The organism is Streptomyces boninensis, assembly GCF_048572725.1.
In the GTDB taxonomy this organism is placed as follows: domain Bacteria; phylum Actinomycetota; class Actinomycetes; order Streptomycetales; family Streptomycetaceae; genus Streptomyces; species Streptomyces boninensis.
Window position 1 is genome coordinate 3926033 of record NZ_CP183837.1, and the last position, 19915, is coordinate 3945947.

Consider the following 19915-nt stretch of genomic DNA (forward strand, 5'->3'; position numbering starts at 1 on the left):
GGGCGCTGCGGTTTTCTCTTTGCCTAGATCAGGCCATCCCACATCTGCTCGAGCAGCACCGACCACCAGTGGTCGGGACCCTCCAGCGCGGCGGGGTCGAGCGCCATCAGCTGGGACTGGAAATCAACCGTCCAGCGGCCCGCCTGATCGGGGGTGAGCCCGAACCGCAGGCGCCACATCCGGCCCAGCATCGCGAGGCAGCGGGTGAACTCGGGCAGCCCGGAGTTCACGAACTGCGGCGGCTGCGAACCGCCGCCGGGCGCAGCCTCCATCGGTACGGCGACGATGTGCGCGGTGCCGTACTGGACGCACAGCTGGCGGCCGAAGTCATTGCCCATGACGAGGTACGAGCCGGCGTCCGGCGCCGCCTGGACGCGCTGCTCCGCGGCCAGCTCGGCGAGCGTCGGCACGGGCTGGTTCGGCCGCACCTGCGCCCAGAAGAACGGGCCGAAGTCGACCGGCAGCCCCGCCCAGACGAGGTTCTGCGCGACCACGTCGGGCACGCCCTGGCGGGAGACGGCGCGCTGGTCGTAACGGTGGATGCCCTGCGGCCCGAAGGCCTGCGACAGCTCCTGCGCGATCGCCTGCGGCGGCACCGGCGGGGCCGGCGGGACCTGCCCGGGGCCCGGCAGCGGGACGCGCTGCGGGCGCGGGCGGGCCGGGCCGTCGGCGACCTGGTGCAGCTCGCCCTGGTGCTCGATCAGGTGCTGCATGCCCTGCTGCCGGGAGGCGTGGTCGCGGCCGTACGCGGCGGTGTGCGACAGCCGCGCCTGCGGCCAGGTCTCCTTGATCATGCGGGCGCAGTAGCCGCCGGGCAGGTCGCACGGCTCCAGCTCGGTGTGCAGCTCCAGGACCTGCTGCGGCGGGATGTTCATGCCGCGCAGCTCGTGCAGGATCTGCCACTCCGGGTGCGGGGTGCCGGGCGCCGAGCGGCGCATGACCTGCTGCTCGGAGCCGTCGGTGGCCCGGTAGCGGAGCACGGCGAGATAGCCGGGACCGACGGTGGGCACGCCTGCGGGAGGCTGCGGGTAGCCGTAGCCGGCACCGCCCTGGGGCGGGGGTGCGCCGGGGCCGCCGGGCGGCGGACCTCCCGGGCCGCCGGGGCCTGCGCCATGCGGCGGCGGGGGCATGCCGGGGCCGCCCATGCCGGGCGGGGGTCCGCCGGGACCGGGCGGCGGACCACCCGGGCCTGGCGGGGGGCCACCCGGGCCTGGCGGCGGAGCGCCGGGGCCTGCGGGCGGTGCGGCGGGAGCGCCGGGAGCGGCGCCGTGCGGCGGCGGAGGTGCGCCGGGGCCGCCCGGCGGCGGGCCCGCCGGGGCGCCGGGACCGCCGGGAGGCGGCGCGCCGGGACCACCCGGGGCAGGCGGCGGCGGGGCACCCGGGCCGCCCGACGGCGGCTGCTGGCCGGGCATCGGGAGGTTCCCCTCCGACTGCGGCACCAGCTGCGTCGGGATGTAAGCGCGAGCCGCGCTGTCGTCGCCACCTTGACCCTGCGAAGGACCGGAGGGAGCCGACGGGTTGGAACGCGCACCAGGCGTACCGGGCGCACCCGGAGGCGGCGGCACGCTCGGACCGGAGCCGCGGCGGCCACCGCGCGAGACGGGCGCCTCGGCCTTGCTCGTATCGGCCTCGGCGATGTCACCGGCACCACCACCGGCGCGCGGCGCGGGCGGCGGACCGCCCTGCGAGCCGGGGGCGCCGGGCGCGCCCGGCGCGCCGGGAGCACCGGGACCGCCAGGTGCGGAGGGCGCCCCAGGCGTCTGCCCGCCGCGCGAGGCGCCGGGCACGCCCGGCGGAGGCGGCGGGGGCGGCGTGGACTGGCCGGAGGGCCGCTCCGGCACCGCGGGCTGCGCCAGCTGCGTGGGCGGCAGATCCGGCGGCCCCTGCATCCGCTCGGTACGAGCCTCAGGACGCACGCCCGCCGGCGGAGGCGGGGTGTCGTCGTCATCGGAGCCGCTCAGCGGCGGCGCAAAGACGGTGGCGGGCTGGTCGGTGGAGTCGGCGTCGTTCCACTGCGCACCGCCGGAAGAGGGCGCGGCGGGAGCCCCGGGCGCGGAATGCGCGGCGGGCGCCGAAGGCGCCGCAGGCGCGGAATGTCCCCCAGGCGCGCCAGGCGCCGAAGGTCCGCCGGGAGCACCCGGCGCCGAAGACCCCGCGGGCACACCCGGCGCCGAAGGCCCAGCAGGTGCAGAAGGTCCCCCGGGCGCACCCGGCGCGCCAGGCGCCGAAGCTCCCGCGGGCGCACCCGGCGCCGAAGGCGCCGCCTGCCCCGGCACCCCGGCCCCGCCGGACTGCCCCCCGGCGCCCCCGCCGGATGGGCTCCCCCCAATGCCGATCTTGTCCGCCGCCTCCTGCAGCCACTCCGGCGGCGTCAGCAGGAAGGACGTGGCCTCCAGGTCAACCCGGCCACCAGGCGGCGTCGACGCCGCCGGCGCCCCCGACCCGTACTCCTCCTCGTACCGCCGGATCACCTCGGCGACCGGCAGCCCGGGCCACAGCGACACATCCCCCGACTCGCGGGCGATCACCAGCCGCAGCTGCGAGCCCTCCACGACCGGGCCGTCCGCGCGGTCCTCCGCCCAGGCCACGAAGCCCAGGCCGAACTCGCGCACCTTCACCTCGCGGTGCTCGTACGCGGAGACACCGCCATTGACCCACTTCTCGGCGCGCTCCTGCGCCTGAGCCATAGTGACCACTGTCGTCACCCCTTCACCGGGACGGCGCGGGCGAAGCCGCCGTCCACCATCAGGTTCGCCACGGTCTCCAGCTCCGGCGGGCCGCCGGCGAGCCGCTCGAGGAAGTCGTCGAAGTCGGCGCCGCAGAAAAGCAGCAGCCGCTCCATGCGCTCCGCGACCGTGTACGCACCGTCGTAATCACGTGCATCGTCGTACGGGCACAGCCACACCGAGCCGCGCCGCTCCCCCTTGGTCTTCACCGCGAGCACGCCGCCCTGGAGGAAGGCGACGCCCAGGAAGTCCTTGGTCAGGTGGTCGCGCAGGCACTTGTTGGCGTACACGATGTCGGCCATCGAGGCATCGCTGCTGACCGTGAGGAACGGCTGGTCCACCAGCAGCCCCAGCTCCGGGTCGAGCGCCGGCGCCTTGGGCGCGCAGCCACCCGCCGCCTTCAAAAACGACCGATAAGCGCCCGGCAGCCGGTACCCGAGCGTCTCCTCGATGCCCTGCACCTGCTCCTCGGTCACCGCGACGCCGTCGGCGGGCAGCTCGAAGTGCACCGGCCGGGTCTCCTGCAGCGGCCGCGTGCCACGCTTGTCCTGGTTCACCGCGGCGGTCGCCAGGCCGCCGTGGTGGCGCAGCAGCGCCTTCACCTCGACGGGGATCAGCTCCATGCGGCGCGAGCGGGCCACGTGATGCCAGGTCCAGCCATGCGGCGTCGCCACCGGGGGCAGCCCGGCGAACAGCTCGTCGCCCTTGGCCGCCAGCGCCGCATTGGCCGATACGTAATCGGTCAGCCGCAGCTCGTCGATCCCGAACCCGGTCGGCGGCTCGGCGATCTCGGCGGCGGCGCGGGCGTACGGCGAGAAGTCCGGGAAGCCGTCGGGGTCCACCCGCACGCCCTGCGGGTAGCGGCTCGCCCGTACCGGATCCGGGAAGGTCACGACCTGCCCGGCATAGGCGCTGTTGGGTGGCGCGGCGGCAGTCGCTCCGCTCGCTCGCCGGCCATCCTGGCCAGTCCTCATCGCGTTTGCCCCCTGACATCCGTGTTGCTCAAGCACAGCCTATGGGGTGTGGCCGTCGGCAGTCCCGCCCTGGTCAGCGCTATGACGGGCTTGCCCGTCTTCTCACGCTTGTCGGGGCTGTGACTTTCCACAATGTGGCAAGCTGTCGACTGCGAGACACGGGGGAGGCTGACCAGAGCTATGCACAACACTGCCGCAGATCCGCGCTCCGGATGGAGCCGGCCCATCGGGCCGCCCACGCCTGTCCGGCGCCGCGACGGCATCCTGCCGGCGGTCGCCGCCGCGCTCTCGGTCCGCGGCGAAACCCTCACCTGTACGGGTTCAAAGGCGGCCCGCCCGCCCGAACTCCACCCCCTGGTGCGCGACTTCCTCGACGCCCTCCCGGGCGATCACCGCGAGCGCTGGACCGGCCGCTGCCCGGAGCCGGCGCTGCTTTCCCGCCACCTCACGGCCACCGAGGCGGCCCGCGGCAAACGCGCCGCGAAGAAACCTCTCACCACCGGCGAGGCCAAGCGCGCCCTGAAGCAGGCCAAACTCACCGCCCGCCACATCCGCGAGGACGGCGACCCGCTGCACGGCCGCTTCGCGCCGCCCTGCCGCTCCTGTACGGCGCTGCTCACGCACTTCGGCGTACGGGTGCTGGACGGCGCTTCGTGACCACCCCGTACGAAAGCGTCACCCCCCACCGCTTCCCCCCGGACGTCGACAACGCGCTGCGCACCGCCGGCTGGCACCCGGGCCGCTGGGACATAAGGCGCGCCGAGTACTGGGCCGACGAGCTCCGCGCCCACATCTCCCCCGGCGGCCACCGGCACAGCGTCTTTCCCGCGGCGGTGGAGGCCTGGGCGGAGTTCGGCGCCCTGCACCTCGCGGGCCACGGCCCCGGCCGCGACCTGGCCCCGCCCGCCTTCACGATCGACCCGTCCCACGGCTTGCACCTGGCCCGTACGCTCGGCGACCTGGGCCGCTCCCTGGGCACGGAGGTCGCCCCGCTGGGCGCGGAGCTCATCGGCGAGGGTCCCGCCGCGGTCCTGGCGATCGACGCGGAGGGCCGGACCTACGCCCTGGACCACAGCGGCGACTACTACCTGGGCGTGGACATGGACGCGGCGCTGACCGCCCTGATCACGGGAGCCCTCCCGGCCCGCCTCCCGTCGTAGGCCGCCCGCCCAAGGAGGGCCGGGGTGGAACGACGCCGCCGGAAAAACCCAGCACCGAGCAGCAGCCGACCACCACGTTTTTCCGGTGGTGTCGTGGAACCCCGGCCCGGCCCACACTAAGGACCCCAGCGTCAGCCAACCGCCGCAGGCAGCACCGCCGACACCCGGAACCCACCCTCATCCGTCGGCCCCGACACAAAGCCGCCGCCCAGCCCGGCGACCCGCTCCTTCATCCCGATCAGCCCATTGCCGCCGCTCGGCAGCCCGGCGTTACGGGATCCGGCGTCGGACGGCCCGTTCACCACGAGCACGGCCACCTCGCCGCCCTCCCGGTGCGCCAGCCGCACCGTGGCCGCCGCCCCCGGCGCGTGCTTGTGGACGTTGGTGAGCGCCTCCTGCACCACCCGGTACAGCGTCTGCTCCACCTGCGCGCCGTACGACCCGCGCTCCCCGTCCACCGTCAGCTCGACCGTCATCCCGGCGGCCCGCGACTCCCCGATCAGCTCCTCCAGGTCATCGAGGCACGGCCCGCCGTTCTCCTCCTCGACGGCGATCGCCGTCGCGGACGACCGCGACGGCTCCGCGGCCTGCACGGGCGCCGCATCGGCGGCATCGCTCCGGAGCACCCCGAGCATCTCCCGCAGCTCCGTCAGCGCCTGCCGCCCCATGTCGCCGACCAGGGAGGCGTTCCGTACCGCCTTCTCCGGGTCCTTCACGGCCACCGCCTCAAGCGCGGCCGCATGCACCACCATCAGGCTCACCCGATGCGCCACGACATCGTGCATGTCCCGCGCGATACGGGTCCGCTCCTCGCCCCGCGCCCACTCGGCCCGCTCCTCCGCCCGGTCCGCGAGCAGCGACAGCTCGCGTTCGAGGCCGGCGGCGCGCTCCCGGAGCGACTCGACGAGCCGCCGGCGCGCGCCCACGTACAGCCCGAGGAGCACCGGCGGCCCGGTGATCCCGAGCGACATCAGCACGGCGACGAGTGAGACGAGCCACACCTCGGCATGTCCGGTGTTCGCGGCCATCTCGTGATGCATCCGCAGGAAGGTGACGATCAGCAGGCCCGCGACGGACATCGAGGCCAGCACGCCGGTGATCCGGCGCGGCACCTCGGAAGCGGCGAGGGTGTACAGCCCCACCACGGACAGCAGAAAGCCCATCTCAGCAGGGATGATGGCGATCCCGACCAGCACCACCGCGATCGGCCACCGCCGCCGCAGCAGCAGCACCGCCCCGGCCAGCACCCCGAAAATGACGCCCACGGCGACGGGCAGCCCCGCCTCCCAGGCGAACTTGACCCCCTCGACCCCGCACTCCGCGGCGGACACGGCCGCGAGCGACCCGTCCAGCACCATGGATCTGCGCCGCTCCCACCACCAGACTCCCGAGCGCGCCCGCCCCCCGGCGGCACCCCCGGCGGTGGGTCCTGCTTCCCCCGTCGTGGTCATAACCACCAGCCTACGGGCGAACGCCAGGGGTTTTCCGGTGGGTGCGACGGAAGTGGCCAGCCGGGCGGGGCGGGGTCGCTCAGGCCTTCCGGTGCCCCACCAGGCGCGGCTTGGCCTCCAGCCCCGACAACCCGTTCCAGGCCAGGTTGACCAGGTGCGACGCGACCTCGGCCTTCTTCGGTTTACGCGCGTCCAGCCACCACTGCCCGGTCAGCGCGACCATGCCCACCAGCGCCTGCGCGTACAGCGGCGCCAGCTTCGCGTCGAAGCCGCGGGACTTGAACTCCAGGCCGAGGATGTCCTCGACCTGGCGCGCGATATCGCTGATCAGCGAGGCGAAGGAGCCGTGCGACTGGGCGACAGGGGAGTCCCGCACCAGGATGCGGAAGCCGTCCGAGTCGTGCTCCACGTAGTCCAGCAGCGCGAACGCCGCCTGCTCCAGCAGCTCCCGCGGGTGCCCCGCGGTGAGCGCCCCCGTCACCGAGTCGAGCAGCGTCCGCATCTCGCGGTCGACGACCACCGCGTACAAGCCCTCTTTGCCCCCGAAGTGCTCGTACACCACCGGCTTGGAGACCCCGGCCTTGGCCGCGATCTCCTCCACCGACGTGCCCTCGAAGCCGCGCTCGGCGAAGAGGGTGCGGCCGACCGTCACCAGTTGCTCGCGACGCTCCTTGCCAGACATCCGGACTCGGCGGGCCCGCCGGGAGGGCTTCCCCCCGGCGGGGCCGGATGCTGCTGCACTGTCTGCTCTGTCGTCGGTCGCCACCACGCCATCATGCCGCGTCTGCGGCACCGGCCTTCTCACGGGAGGCCTCCGCCGCGGCGCCCGCGATGCCGGGGACCCGGTCCGCGCGCTTCGAGGCGAGGCGCTCCTCCGACGGCCAGCGCACGTCGTACGCCCAGCCGAGCTTCTCGAACCAGCGGATCAGCCGGGCGGAGGAGTCCAGCTGGCCCTTCATGACGCCGTGCCGCGCCGACGTCGGGTCGGAGTGGTGCAGGTTGTGCCAGGACTCGCCGCCGGACAGGATCGCCAGCCACCACACGTTCCCGGAGCGGTCGCGGGACTTGAACGGGCGGTTGCCCACCGCGTGGCAGATGGAGTTGATCGACCAGGTCACGTGGTGCAGCAGCGCCACCCGGACCAGCGACGCCCAGAAGAACGCCGACAGGGCGCCCTGCCACGACATGGTCACCAGGCCGCCGACGACGGCCGGGAAGGCCAGCGATACGACCGTCCACATCACGAACTGGCGGGAGATGTTACGGATCGCCTTGTCCTTGATCAGGTCGGGCGCGTACTTCTGCTGCGAGGTCTGCTCCTCGTCGAACATCCAGCCGATGTGTGCCCACCACAGGCCCTTCATCAGCGCAGGCACGGTCTCGCCGTAGCGCCAGGGCGAGTGGGGGTCACCCTCGGCGTCGGAGAACTTGTGGTGCTTGCGGTGGTCCGCCACCCAGCGGACCAGCGGGCCCTCGACGGCCATCGAGCCCATGATGGCGAGGACGATCCGCAGCGGGCGCTTGGCCTTGAACGAGCCGTGCGTGAAGTAGCGGTGGAAGCCGATGGTGATGCCGTGCAGACCCAGGAAGTACATGAAGACCAGCAGGCCGAGGTCGAGCCAGCTCACCCCCCAGCCCCAGGACAGCGGCACGGCGGCGACGAGGGCGACGAACGGCACGATGATGAAGGCCAGGAGCGTGATCTGCTCGAGAGAGCGCTTGCTCTCGCCGCCGAGCGTGGCGGACGGCTCAGTAGCGGAGGTGCCGGCGGTGCGCGGTGCCTCGTCGATCACATCGGGGCTGGTGGGCATATGCATCCCTCGGGGACGGGGGCAGGACAGAAGCGCTCTGATGGCGCTGGGTAACCGTTCATTACGGTTGCGTAACCTACGGTTGCGTAAGTATGGCATGCCTTTCCGAGCGCCGACCAGAGCCGGACTACGGTCCTCGAAGCGTTCAACGCCCCGGCCTGCCTCATACGTGCCCGGGGCGTGCGCTGTCCATTCCCCGGACGGGTGGGAATGCCCCTGGACGGCCGCGCCTATTCTGGGGACCACCGGACAGCGTGGTCCGCACGCACCCTCAGGCAAAGAACCGCCCCCGCAAGGAGCCGCACCTGTGACCAGTGCCGACACGCCACAGCGCCCGGTGGCGACCCCGGACACCCCGGGAGCCACCGAGCCCGCGGCGGCAGCCGCCAACGCCGAGCTGCGCGCCGACATCCGCCGCCTGGGCGATCTCCTGGGCGAGACGCTCGTCCGCCAGGAGGGCCCGGAGCTGCTCGAGCTCGTCGAGCGAGTGCGCCATCTCACCCGGGCCGACGGCGAGGCCGCCGCGACCCTGCTGCAGCAGACCGACCTGGAGACCGCGGCCCGTCTGGTACGGGCCTTCTCCACGTACTTCCATCTGGCGAACGTCACCGAGCAGGTGCACCGCGGCCGCGAGTTCCGCGAGAAGCGCGCGGCCGAGGGCGGACTCCTCTCCCGTACGGCCGACATGCTCAAAGACGCCGACCCCGAGCACCTCCAGCAGACCGCGGCCAACCTCGGCGTCCGGCCCGTCTTCACCGCCCACCCGACCGAGGCCGCCCGCCGCAGCGTGCTGACGAAGCTGCGCGAGGTCGCCGAGCTGCTCGACGGCTCCGGCAGGACCGGCGAAGGCGACCGGCGCCGCGTCGACCGCCGGCTCGCCGAGGTCGTGGACCTGATCTGGCAGACCGACGAGCTGCGGGTGGCCCGCCCGGAGCCGGCGGACGAGGCCCGTAACGCCATCTACTACCTGGACGAGCTCGGCCGCGGCGCCGTCGGCGACGTCCTGGAGGACCTGGCGAGCGAGCTGGACCGGGCCGGCGCCCCGCTGCCCGCGGGCACCCGCGCGCTCACCTTCGGCACCTGGATCGGCGGCGACCGCGACGGCAACCCGAACGTCACCCCGGGCGTCACCTGGGAGGTGCTCGTCCTCCAGCACGAGCACGGCATCACCGACGCCCTGGAGCACATCGACGAGCTGCGCGGCGCGCTGTCGAACTCGATCCGCAACTGCGGCGCGACCGACGAGCTGCTCACGTCTCTGCAGCGGGACCTGGAGCTGCTGCCCGAGATCAGCCCGCGCTACAAGCGGCTGAACTCCGAGGAGCCGTACCGCCTCAAGGCCACCTGCATCCGGCAGAAGCTCCTCAACACCCGCGAGCGCCTCGCCGAAGGCACCCCGCACGCCGTCGGCCGCGACTACCTCGGCACCGGCGAGCTCATCGAGGACCTGCGCCTTATCCAGTCCTCGCTGCGCGACCACCGCGGCGGCCTGGTCGCCGACGGCCGGCTGGAGCGGGTGATCCGTACGATCTCCGCCTTCGGCCTGCACCTCGCCACGATGGACGTACGCGAGCACGCCGACGCCCACCACCACGCCCTCGGCCAGCTCTTCGACCGCCTCGGCGAGGAGTCGTGGCGCTACGTGGACATGCCGCGCGACTACCGCCAGCAGCTCCTCGCGAAGGAGCTGCGCTCGCGGCGTCCGCTGGCCCCGTCGCCGGCGCCGCTGGACGAGGCGGGGGCGAAGACCCTCGGCGTCTTTACGACCGTCAGGAAGGCCCTGGAGACCTTTGGGCCCGAGGTCATCGAGTCGTACATCATCTCCATGTGCCAGGGCGCGGACGACGTGTTCGCCGCGGCCGTGCTGGCCCGGGAGGCGGGCCTGATCGATCTGCACGCCGGCTGGGCGAAGATCGGCATCGTCCCGCTGCTGGAGACGACGGACGAGCTGAAGATCGCGGACGAGCTGCTGGACGCGATGCTGTCCGACCCGTCGTACCGCCGCCTGGTCGCGCTCCGCGGCGACCTGCAGGAGGTCATGCTCGGCTACTCGGACTCGTCGAAGTTCGGCGGCATTACGACCTCCCAGTGGGAGATCCACCGCGCCCAGCGGCGCCTCCGCGACGTGGCGCACCGGCACGGCGTCCGGCTGCGGCTCTTCCACGGCCGCGGCGGCACCGTCGGCCGCGGCGGCGGCCCCACGCATGACGCGATCCTCGCGCAGCCGTGGGGCACGCTTGAGGGCGAGATCAAGGTGACCGAGCAGGGCGAGGTCATCTCCGACAAGTACCTGGTCCCCTCCCTCGCCCGGGAGAACCTGGAGCTGACGGTGGCGGCCACGCTGCAGGCCTCGGCCCTGCACACCGCGCCGCGGCAGTCCGACGAGGCGCTGGCCCGCTGGGACGGCGCGATGGACACCGTCTCGGACGCGGCGCACGACGCGTACCGGAAGCTGGTGGAAACCCCGGATCTGCCGGCGTACTTCTTCGCCTCGACGCCGGTGGATCAGCTCGCGGACCTGCACCTGGGCTCGCGGCCTTCGCGCCGCCCCGACAGCGGCGCCGGGCTCGACGGGCTGCGGGCGATCCCGTGGGTCTTCGGCTGGACCCAGTCGCGGCAGATCGTGCCCGGCTGGTACGGGGTGGGCTCCGGGCTGAAGGCGGCCCGCGAGGCGGGCGTCGCGCCCGTACTCGACGAGGCCTACGAGCACTGGCACTTCTTCCGCAACTTCCTCGCCAACGTCGAGATGACCCTCGCCAAGACGGACCTGCGGATCGCCCGCCACTACGTGGACACGCTGGTCCCCGACGAGCTCAAGCACGTCTTCGACCTCATCGAGGCCGAGCACGCGCTGACGATCGAGGAGGTCCTGCGCATCACGGGCGGCCAGAAGCTCCTGGACGCCAACCCGGTCCTGAAGCAGACCTTCCGCATCCGCGACGCCTACCTGGACCCGATCTCGTACCTCCAGGTCACGCTGCTGAAGCGCCAGCGCGATGCCGCTGCCGCGGGGGAGGCCTCGGACCCGGTGCTGAGCCGGGCGCTGCTGCTGACGGTGAACGGGGTGGCGGCGGGCCTGCGCAACACGGGCTGACCTGGCGGCCGGCCACGGCGCGGGGCGCGCCCACCCGCCCGCCCGTTGCTCCGTGCCGCAGGCGAGTTGCCCTGCGGTCGGCCGCCACGTGGGTGCGTAAATGCCCCCGCCCACCCGCCCCTTCGAGGGGCGGGTGGGCGGGGGCATTTCGTGGCGTGCGGCTCCGGCTTCCCGGGCGGGGGCTCCTTGTCCGACTTGTAGTGGCCGTCCGGCAGCGCCAGTTCCGCGCTGCGGCCGTGCCCGTCGCCGTCGGTCATCGCGTCATGGATCTTCACGGTGCCGTTGTCACCTTTGCCGTGACCGGGACCGTTCGTAGCCGGCGCCGCGGGCGCGGCGACCAGGCTCAGGAGTTGAACGTGTTCTGTGCCCTTTCGAGCCCTTCGAGGACCAGCGCCTCGGTCGCGTCCGCCGTCCGGTCGACGAAGTAGTCGAGCTCCTTGCGCTCGGCGCCGGAGAAGTCCTTCAGGACGTAGTCCGCCACCTCCATCCGCCCCGGCGGCCGGCCGATGCCGAACCGCACCCGCGGATACTCCCGCCCCAGCGACTTGGAGATGGACTTCAGCCCGTTGTGCCCGTTGTCGCCGCCGCCGAGCTTCAGCCGCAGCACCCCGTAATCGAGGTCCAGCTCGTCGTGCACGACGACGATCCGCTCAAGCGGCACCTTGTAGAACCCGGCGAGCGCGGACACGGGCCCCCCGGAGAGATTCATGTACGTCATCGGCTTGGCGAGCACGACGCGCGCCATGGCCCCGCCGGGCACCCCGAGCCGCCCCTCGACGACCTGCGCCCGCGCCTTGTGCGTCTTGAACCGCCCACCGATCCGCCCGGCGAGCAGGTCGGCGACCATGAACCCGACGTTATGCCGATTCCCGGCATACCCGGGCCCAGGATTACCGAGCCCGACAACGAGCCAGGGCTCCTGCTCAGCCATGCGTCTCTCCGTAGCTTCAGTGCCGGCCATCACTCAAGGCGTCCGGCGGCCGCGCACCCGATGGCCACCGACGAAAAAGCCCCACCCGCCCACCCGGAGCGACAGCAACGGGCGGGCGGGTGGGTAAAACCGACTTACTCAGCCGCAGCCTCGGCAGGAGCCTCGCCCTCAGCGGCCTCCTCGCCCTCGGCAGCCTCCTCGGGCTCCTCGGCCTGCGCGGCGACCACGTGCAGCACGGCCTCCTCGCCATCAATGGCGAGCGTCGTGCCCTGCGGCAGCGAAACGTCCTTCGCGTAAACCGTGGCACCGGCCTCCAGACCGTCGATGGACACGGTGACGGACTCCGGAATGTGCGTGGCCTCGGCCTCGACCGGCAGCGCGTTGTAGACGTGCTCCAGCAGGTTGCCGCCCGGGGCCAGCTCGCCCTCGGTGACGATCGGGACCTCGACGCCCACCTTCTCGCCGCGCTTCACAGCCAGCAGGTCGGCGTGCTCGAGGATGCCCTGGCGCAGCACGTCGCGCTGCACGTCCTTCGGGATCACCAGCTGGGACTTGCCCTCGATGTCCAGGTTGATCAGGACGTTCGGGGTACGGACGGCCATCAGCAGCTCGTGGTGGTCGACCGCGATGTGGCGCGGGTCCTCGCCGTGGCCGTAAACGACGGCGGGAATCTTGTCGGCGCGGCGCAGCCGGCGGGCCGCGCCCTTGCCGAACTCGGTGCGGGTCTCGGCCTTGATCTTGACCTCAGCCATGGGGCACTCCTCGTAGCTCTCTAGGAAAATCGGCGGTTACCCGGCACACGACTTCCTGCTTACGAGGAGCGCGTCGATAACGGAGCGCCGCACAAGAATGCGGCCTCCCTCGCCGAGCAACCCTGTGAGTCTACCCGGCCGGGAGGCCGCATCAGAAATCGATCTTCAGTGCACGGGATCAGTGCACGGGAACTTCCTCGTCCTCGAAGAGGCTGGTCACCGAGCCGTCCTCGAAGACCTCGCGCACCGCCCGCGCGATCGTCGGCGCCATCGACAGCACCGTGATCTTGTCGAGCTCGAGCTCGCCGGGGGTGGGCAGGGTGTTGGTGAAGACGAATTCGCTCACCTTGGAGTTCTTCAGCCGGTCCGCGGCCGGACCGGACAGCACGCCGTGCGTGGCCGTCACGATGACGTCCTCGGCGCCGTGCGCGAAGAGCGCGTCGGCCGCCGCGCAGATGGTGCCACCGGTGTCGATCATGTCGTCGACCAGCACACAGACCCGGCCCTCGACGTCACCGACGACCTCGTGCACGGTGACCTGGTTCGCCACATCCTTGTCGCGCCGCTTGTGCACGATCGCGAGGGGCGCGCCGAGCCTGTCGCACCAGCGGTCGGCGACCCGTACCCGGCCGGCGTCCGGGGAGACGACCGTGAGCTTGTCCCGGTCGACCTTGGCGCCCACGTAGTCCGCCAGGATCGGCAGCGCGAAGAGGTGGTCCACCGGGCCGTCGAAGAAGCCGACGATCTGGTCGGTGTGCAGATCGACCGTGACGATACGGTCCGCACCCGCAGTCTTCATCAGGTCCGCCACCAGCTTCGCCGAGATCGGCTCGCGGCCGCGGTGCTTCTTGTCCTGACGCGCGTATCCGTAGAAGGGCACGATCACGGTGATCGAGCGGGCCGACGCGCGCTTCAGCGCATCGATCATGATGAGCTGTTCCATGATCCACTTATTGATCGGAGCCGTGTGGCTCTGGATCAGGAAGCAGTCGGCGCCGCGGGCGGACTCCTGGTAGCGGACGTAGATCTCGCCATTGGCGAAGTCGAAGACCTTGGTCGGGACGAGGCCGACACCGAGCTGGTGCGCGACCTCCTCGGCGAGAACAGGGTGGGCGCGGCCGGAAAAGAGCATCAGCTTCTTCTCACCGGTCGTCTTGATCCCGGTCACAGCACGTTCTCCTCAGGTGTCAGCGGCCTTTACGGGGAATCCGCCGCCGCTTGGTCTGTGCTTCACCACGGTACGCCCCATTGGGCGCTCCCGTTTCCCCGGTCAGCTGTCGTGACCTTGGTCTTCGGCGGCCTTGGCGGCCGCGTCCGCAGCGGCGCTGCCGGGGCGCTTGCGGGCCACCCAGCCCTCGATATTCCGCTGCTGTCCGCGCGCGACGGCAAGCGAACCGGGGGGCACATCCTTAGTGATGACCGATCCCGCGGCGGTGTATGCGCCGTCCCCGATAGTGACAGGCGCCACAAGCATATTGTCGGCGCCGGTGCGGCAGTGCGAGCCGATCGTGGTGTGATGCTTGGCCACCCCGTCGTAGTTCACGAAGACCGAGGCCGCGCCGATGTTGGTGTAGTCGCCGATGGTCGCGTCGCCCACGTACGACAGATGCGGCACCTTCGTACCCTCGCCGATCTCGGCGTTCTTCATCTCCACGAACGCCCCCGCCTTCGCCTTCGCGCCGATCCGGGAGCCGGGGCGCAGGTACGTGTACGGGCCGACGTTCGCCGCCGCGCCGATCTCGGCGGAGTCCGCGACCGTGTGAAGCACGCGCGCGTCCTCGCCCACGCGGGTGTCGGTGAGCGTGCAGCCCGGGCCGACCTCGGCGCCCGCCGCGATATGCGTCGCGCCGCGCAGCTGCGTGCCCGGCTGCACGAGCGCGTCCGGCTCGAAGGTGACGGTGGCGTCCACCCAGGTCGACGCCGGGTCCACGACGGTGACGCCGGCCATCATGGCCTCGGTCAGCAGCCGGTCGTTGAGGTCGCGGCGGGCCTCGGCGAGCTGCACGCGGTTGTTGATCCCGGCGATCTCGCGGTGGTCGGCGGCCACGGAGGCACCGACCCGGTGCCCGGCGGCGCGCAGGATGCCTAGCACGTCGGTGAGGTACTCCTCACCCTGGCTGTTGTCCGTACGCACCTGGCCAAGGGCCTCGACGAGCAGCTTCCCGTCGAAGGCGAAAACCCCGGAGTTGATCTCGCGGATGGCGCGCTGGGTGTCGGAGGCGTCCTTGTGCTCGATGATCCCGGTGACCGCGCCGCTCGCCTCATCGCGGATGATCCGCCCGTACCCGGTGGCGTCCGGCACCTCGGCGGTCAGCACGGTGACGGCATTGCCGTCGGCGGCGTGCGTGGCGGCGAGGGCCTGCAGCGTCTCCCCGGTGAGCAGCGGGGTGTCGCCGCAGACGACGAGCACGGTGCCGTCTGCGGGGGCCCCGGTCTGCTCGGCGAGCTGCTCCAGGGCGACGCGCACGGCGTGCCCGGTCCCGTTCTGCTCGGCCTGCACGGCGGTCCGTGCGCTGGGCGCGGTCTCGGCGAGATGCGCGGCGACCTGCTCGCGGGCATGCCCGACCACCACGACAAGCTCGGCCGGATCGAGGGTCTCGGCGGCGGTCACGACATGACCGACGAGGCTGCGGCCGCAGATGCTGTGCAGAACCTTGGGCGTCTTCGACTTCATGCGGGTGCCTTCGCCCGCTGCGAGTACGACGACGGCTGCCGGGCGATTGGCGCTCACGAGGTGGCCCTTCGGCTTCGGGAGGGGTGGAACATTGTGGAGGATACCGAGGGTCCTCCGGGCCGGAGACGGCGGCGGGCCCCGGCGGAGGCGCCGGGGCCCGGGTGGTAAGGCTCCCCTGTCAGGATTCGAACCTGAATAACCGGGACCAAAACCCGACGTGTTACCTGATTACACCACAGGGGATGGCAAGCTACGCAGAATCGGACAAGTCATCCGACCGGCGAAGCTCTGTACCCACCACTATGCCGTACCACCAGCCTTCAATGCGACGGTACAGATCGGCCGCGCCCCGGACTCGGACCACCAGGCAGCCTCGATAGTCGTCACCAATGTTCTTGCGCACTGTCTTCGGGTTGTGCTTCTTCAGCGTCGTCTTGCTCATCGCGCTCACATCGATCCCGGCCAGTTCCGCCCAAAATCGCTCGGCGCCGACGACATCGGCGGACTCGTGGATCATCGCGCGGAAGTCCAGCCGCTCGCGCTCGATGCCCAGGAGTGCGAGCCAGGCCATGTAGACCTTGATGACGTTTGGGTCGCTGTTGACGAAGATCACGGCCTCTCTGAGGGCGTGAGGCTTACTCTTGCTCCCCTCGGCCCAGTAAAGGCTCACGCCGATCAGGAACAGGTCCCGGTCCGAGAGTGCGCCAATCTCCCGTCCCGCCGCCAGCTTCGTCTGTTGCCGCTCGATCTCTCGCACGCGCAACTCGTGATCCCACCGCTTCCGCCCGGCGAGCCGGGCCTGCTCGGCGCCGGTCCTTCGTGGCGGCGGCTTCGGGAGGTCGCGTACCCACAGCGAGACCGAGCTCTTCGACACCCCCAGTTCGAGTTGGATCTCGTCGTACGTCTTTCCCTGCGTGCGCAGCTCCCTGGCCTTCGCCCGGAGGTCGTCCTTCGCGTTCGGCCGCTTCGTCCACTCCGGCGGGGGTTCGCCGGCCACCAAGCGGTTGAGGATGTCGTTGTTGCTGACCTTCAGCCGCTCCCGGATCTGCCGTCGGCTCAGACCCTCGCGCCGCAGCGCCACTGCTTGCTCCCGAAGTTCCTCAAAGGTCGCGGTTCCGGCCAGCAGGCCGCCCGTCCCGTCGCCGTCTCGTCGGCGTCGTTTCTCCATAACGGACAGCAAACGCCGGAATACAGACCTTCGGTCGAAAATCGAGTCGATTCACCAGTTCGAGGCGTTACCTCCGGTTTCACCAGAACTCACGTCTTCGACGTGCCCTCGGCCAGGATCGCGTCGATACGCGCCCGGTGGGCCGCCTCCCAGGTGTCGAGGGACTCGGACTCCTCCTTGGCCAGGGCGGCGCGGGCCTCGGCCTCCAGGGCGTCGGCGCGAGCCGCCGGTACGGATACCACGCCCTCCTCGTCGGCCACGATCACGTCGCCCGGTGACACCGTGACGCCGCCGCATGTCACCGGGACATTCAGCGGCTCCACGGCCGCCTTCTTGCCGGGGATCGGGATCACGCCGCGGGCGAAGACCGGGAAGCCGAGGTCGCGGACCTCTGCCAGGTCGCGGATGACGCCGTCCGTCACGAGGCCCGCGATGCCGCGGCGGTGGGCTACGGCGCAGACGTTGCCGCCGGCGAGGGCGTAGTCCGGGTCGCCGGACTCGACCACGAGCACCGTGCCGGGGGCAGCGCGGTGGATGGCGGCGTGGAGCATGAGGTTGTCGCCGGGGGCGCAGCGGACCGTGAAGGCGGGTCCGGCTAGGCGCGGTGAGGGCCAGAGCGGGCGGATACCGATGTCCATGACCTGGGGGCGGCCCAGGAGGGGGGCGAGGGTAGTGGTGGGGATTTCTTTCATGCTGTTCCTTCCGTACGTTCCAGGAATTCGAGCCTGTTGCCCACCGGATCCTCGCTGTAGAAGCGGGCGTGGCCCGGGAGGTTGCCGTCCCAGGTCACCTGCGCGCCCGCCGACTCCAGGCGCCTCGCGTACGCCTCGATGTCCCGCACCCGCAGGCCGGGGTGGGCCTTGCGGGCCGGGCGGAAGTCCGCCTCCACGCCCAGGTGGAGCACCGCCGTCCCCGCCGCGAACCAGCAGCCGCCCCGCGCCGCCAGCACCGGCGGCTTCGCCAGCTCCGCCATCCCGAGGACGGATCCGTAAAAGGCCCGCAGCTCCCCCTCCGAGCCGGCCGGGCACGCCAGCTGGACGTGGTCCAGGCCCGTGATCACCGCCGCACACCGACCGCGAAGACCCGCCGGAACGGGAACACCGTCCCGTGCGGCCCCGCCGGATACGCCTCCCGCAGCCGCGCCGCGTACTCCGAGACGTACGCGTCGAGCGCCTCCGGGTCGTCCGCGAGGGCGTCGAGGACCGGGCGCAGGCCCGTGCCCTTTACCCAGTCGAGCACCGGGTCGGCGCCCTGCAGCAGCTGCATGTACGTGGTCTCCCAGGTGTCCGCCTCGCAGCCGAGGCCGACGAGGGTCTGCAGGTAGTCGGCCGCGTCCGGCATGTCGGGGCCGCGGAGCACCCCGCCGATGCGGGCGCGCCAGCGCGGGGAGTCGGCGAGTTCGCGCATCAGGGCGTGGCTCGGGGCGTTGAAGTTTCCGGGGAGCTGGAAGGCGAGGGTGCCGCCGGGTGCCAGGCCTTCGACCCACACCGGGAGGCTGTCGAGGTGGCCCGGGACCCACTGGAGCAGCGCGTTCGAGGTCAGCAGGTCGAGGGGCTCGGTCGGGATCCATGTCGAGGCGTCGGCCTCCGCGAAGTCCAGGCGGCCGCCTCCAGGCAGCTCCCCCGCGTACTTCTGCGCCGACTCCAGCATCTCCGGCGAGTTGTCCAGCCCTGTGATCCGCGCGTCAGGCCAGCGCTCCGCGAGTACGGCCGTGACGTTGCCCGCGCCGCAGCCGAGGTCCACGATGCGGGCCGGATGGCGCGGGAGGTCGCCGACGCGGGCCAGGAGGTCGTGGAAGGGGCGGGCGCGGTGGGCCTCGTGGCGGAGGTATTGCTGCGGGTCCCAGCTCGGTGAGGTCGTCATGGGTGTCAGGTTGCCCATCCAAGTATCTTGATGTCAAGAGACTTCACATCGACAGACCTACTACACTGATCTCTATGGAGGATGAGGTCGACCGGCTGGTCGCAGCTTGGCGCAGGGAGCGGCCTGACCTCGACGTGGAGCCGCTCGAGGTGCTCAGCCGGGTGAGCCGGCTGGCGCGCCACCTCGACCGGGCGCGCCGCATGGCCTTCGCCGAGCATGGCCTGGAGCCGTGGGAATTCGATGTGCTCACCGCGCTGCGGCGGGCCGGGACGCCGTATCAGCTGTCGCCCGGCGCGCTGCTCACCCAGACCCTGGTCACGTCGGGGACCATGACCAATCGCATCGACAGACTCGCGAAGAAGGGCCTGGTCGAGCGGCTGCCGGATCCGAGCGACCGGCGCGGGGTGCTGGTCCGGCTCACCGAGGACGGCAAGGACCGGGCGGACCGGTCCCTGGCCGCGCTGCTGGAGCAGGAGCGGGCGATCCTCGCCCAGCTGTCGGGAGGTCAGCGGCGCGAGCTCGCCACGCTGCTGCGCGAGTTGACCGCCCCCTTCGACAACATCCCCTAGTCCTCCCCCTTCGACAGCATCCACTCGTCCTCGCGCAGCTCCGCCAGGTCCTGCTCCGCCTGCGCCAGCAGCGACCGCATCGCGGCCTCCGCCGCGTCCGCGTCCCGGTCCCGTACGGCATCGAAGACCGCGCGATGGCTGGGCACCGGGTCGCCGGGGTGGTGGCCCGGGCCGTGCACCAGGTGGTCGCGGGCGGCCAGGCCGGTGGCGATGACCATCTCCATGCGCTCCAGCAGCTCGTTGTGCGAGGCGGCCAGCAGCGCGCGGTGGAAGGCCAGGTCCGCCTCCACGGCTTCCGGTGAGCTGTCCGCGGCCTTCGCCATGGCCGCGAGGGCCGCTTCGAGCGCGGTCAGGTCGTCGTCCGTACGGCGCTCCGCGGCATAGCGCACCGAGGCGGGCTCGACAATGGCGCGCACCTCGTCCAGGTCGCGCAGCAGCGGTGAGCCGGCGTCGGAGTGGGCGCCCGCCGCCTCGAACTGCCAGCGCAGCACGTCGGCGTCGAGCAGGTTCCAGTCGGCGCGGGGCCGTATGAAGGTGCCGCGCTTCTGCCTGGCGTCGACCATGCCCTTGGCGGCGAGGACCTTCAGCGACTCCCGCAGCGCGGTGAGGCTGACGCCCAACTCCTCCTGCAGCGCCGCCAGGTCGAGCGTGGCGCCCACGCCGATCTCACCGCTCAGCACGCGGTGTGCGATCGCCTCTACGGTCTGTCCGTGCACTCCGCGGCGTGCGTAACCCGACATCG

At 71.9% G+C, this 19915-nt stretch carries 18 protein-coding genes and 1 tRNA gene; 4 read left to right on the plus strand and 15 right to left on the minus strand.

Features of this window, described 5'->3' with window-relative positions; all coding sequences use genetic code 11:
* Window positions 1–23 precede the first annotated feature (23 nt).
* Window positions 24–2696 (minus strand): SUKH-4 family immunity protein, encoded by a 2673-nt coding sequence (locus ACNNMR_RS17765; RefSeq protein WP_419995595.1) that lies wholly within the window; start codon window positions 2694–2696, stop codon window positions 24–26.
* 5 nt (window positions 2697–2701) lie between these two features.
* Window positions 2702–3700: an HNH endonuclease gene (locus ACNNMR_RS17770; RefSeq protein WP_419995596.1), complete on the minus strand. Its 999-nt coding sequence runs from the start codon at window positions 3698–3700 to the stop codon at window positions 2702–2704.
* 180 nt (window positions 3701–3880) lie between these two features.
* Here ACNNMR_RS17770 and ACNNMR_RS17775 point away from each other — a divergent pair, with 180 nt between their 5' ends.
* Both ACNNMR_RS17775 and ACNNMR_RS17780 read left to right on the plus strand, forming a co-directional pair.
* On the plus strand, window positions 3881–4357 hold the full coding sequence (locus ACNNMR_RS17775) for a YwqJ-related putative deaminase (RefSeq protein ID WP_419995597.1): 477 nt from the start codon (window positions 3881–3883) through the stop codon (window positions 4355–4357).
* Entirely contained in the window at window positions 4354–4860 is a 507-nt protein-coding gene (locus ACNNMR_RS17780; RefSeq protein ID WP_419995598.1) for an SUKH-3 domain-containing protein, read from the plus strand. The genes ACNNMR_RS17775 and ACNNMR_RS17780 overlap by 4 nt, the downstream gene beginning before the upstream one ends.
* A 131-nt stretch (window positions 4861–4991) precedes the next feature.
* Here ACNNMR_RS17780 and ACNNMR_RS17785 read toward each other — a convergent pair whose 3' ends face one another.
* From ACNNMR_RS17785 to ACNNMR_RS17795, 3 genes are all read right to left on the minus strand, one after another.
* Complete coding sequence (locus ACNNMR_RS17785) at window positions 4992–6311, minus strand: sensor histidine kinase (RefSeq protein ID WP_419995599.1); 1320 nt, start codon at window positions 6309–6311, stop codon at window positions 4992–4994.
* Between the two features lie 79 nt (window positions 6312–6390).
* Window positions 6391–6993 carry a TetR family transcriptional regulator gene (locus tag ACNNMR_RS17790; protein WP_419995600.1) on the minus strand — a complete coding sequence of 201 codons (603 nt, stop codon included), beginning with the start codon at window positions 6991–6993 and terminating at the stop codon, window positions 6391–6393.
* Between the two features lie 91 nt (window positions 6994–7084).
* Entirely contained in the window at window positions 7085–8122 is a 1038-nt protein-coding gene (locus ACNNMR_RS17795; protein WP_419995601.1) for an acyl-CoA desaturase, read from the minus strand.
* Between the two features lie 307 nt (window positions 8123–8429).
* Here ACNNMR_RS17795 and ppc point away from each other — a divergent pair, with 307 nt between their 5' ends.
* Window positions 8430–11216: a phosphoenolpyruvate carboxylase gene (ppc, locus tag ACNNMR_RS17800; protein WP_419995602.1), complete on the plus strand. Its 2787-nt coding sequence runs from the start codon at window positions 8430–8432 to the stop codon at window positions 11214–11216.
* Between the two features lie 343 nt (window positions 11217–11559).
* Here the strand turns inward: ppc and pth are convergent, their stop codons facing one another.
* The 9 genes from pth to ACNNMR_RS17845 all read right to left on the minus strand — a co-directional run bounded on the left by pth (window position 11560) and on the right by ACNNMR_RS17845 (window position 18604).
* A complete protein-coding gene (pth, locus tag ACNNMR_RS17805) occupies window positions 11560–12147 on the minus strand; it encodes an aminoacyl-tRNA hydrolase (protein WP_419995603.1) in 588 nt (195 codons plus the stop codon).
* Between the two features lie 134 nt (window positions 12148–12281).
* Entirely contained in the window at window positions 12282–12899 is a 618-nt protein-coding gene (locus ACNNMR_RS17810) for a 50S ribosomal protein L25/general stress protein Ctc (RefSeq protein WP_419995604.1), read from the minus strand.
* A gap of 178 nt (window positions 12900–13077) precedes the next feature.
* Window positions 13078–14067: a ribose-phosphate diphosphokinase gene (locus tag ACNNMR_RS17815; RefSeq protein ID WP_419995605.1), complete on the minus strand. Its 990-nt coding sequence runs from the start codon at window positions 14065–14067 to the stop codon at window positions 13078–13080.
* 102 nt (window positions 14068–14169) lie between these two features.
* A complete protein-coding gene (gene glmU / locus ACNNMR_RS17820; protein WP_419995606.1) occupies window positions 14170–15630 on the minus strand; it encodes a bifunctional UDP-N-acetylglucosamine diphosphorylase/glucosamine-1-phosphate N-acetyltransferase GlmU in 1461 nt (486 codons plus the stop codon).
* A gap of 113 nt (window positions 15631–15743) precedes the next feature.
* Window positions 15744–15816: transfer RNA gene (locus tag ACNNMR_RS17825), tRNA-Gln, on the minus strand.
* A 7-nt stretch (window positions 15817–15823) separates the two neighbouring features.
* Window positions 15824–16741, minus strand: coding sequence for a hypothetical protein (locus ACNNMR_RS17830; RefSeq protein WP_419995607.1), 918 nt, complete (start codon window positions 16739–16741; stop codon window positions 15824–15826).
* 89 nt (window positions 16742–16830) lie between these two features.
* Window positions 16831–17433, minus strand: a complete 603-nt coding sequence (locus tag ACNNMR_RS17835; RefSeq protein WP_419995608.1) for an RraA family protein — start codon at window positions 17431–17433, stop codon at window positions 16831–16833.
* Window positions 17430–17801 carry a VOC family protein gene (locus tag ACNNMR_RS17840; RefSeq protein ID WP_419995609.1) on the minus strand — a complete coding sequence of 124 codons (372 nt, stop codon included), beginning with the start codon at window positions 17799–17801 and terminating at the stop codon, window positions 17430–17432. Before ACNNMR_RS17840 ends, ACNNMR_RS17835 begins: the two co-directional genes overlap by 4 nt.
* Complete coding sequence (locus tag ACNNMR_RS17845; protein WP_419995610.1) at window positions 17798–18604, minus strand: trans-aconitate 2-methyltransferase; 807 nt, start codon at window positions 18602–18604, stop codon at window positions 17798–17800. The genes ACNNMR_RS17840 and ACNNMR_RS17845 overlap by 4 nt, the downstream gene beginning before the upstream one ends.
* A 74-nt stretch (window positions 18605–18678) precedes the next feature.
* On the opposite strand from ACNNMR_RS17845, the gene ACNNMR_RS17850 reads away from it, so the two are divergent.
* Window positions 18679–19173, plus strand: a complete 495-nt coding sequence (locus ACNNMR_RS17850; protein WP_419995611.1) for a MarR family winged helix-turn-helix transcriptional regulator — start codon at window positions 18679–18681, stop codon at window positions 19171–19173.
* Here ACNNMR_RS17850 and ACNNMR_RS17855 read toward each other — a convergent pair.
* Window positions 19170–19913 carry a FadR/GntR family transcriptional regulator gene (locus tag ACNNMR_RS17855; protein WP_419995612.1) on the minus strand — a complete coding sequence of 248 codons (744 nt, stop codon included), beginning with the start codon at window positions 19911–19913 and terminating at the stop codon, window positions 19170–19172. The genes ACNNMR_RS17850 and ACNNMR_RS17855 overlap by 4 nt on opposite strands.
* Window positions 19914–19915: the final 2 nt, after the last annotated feature.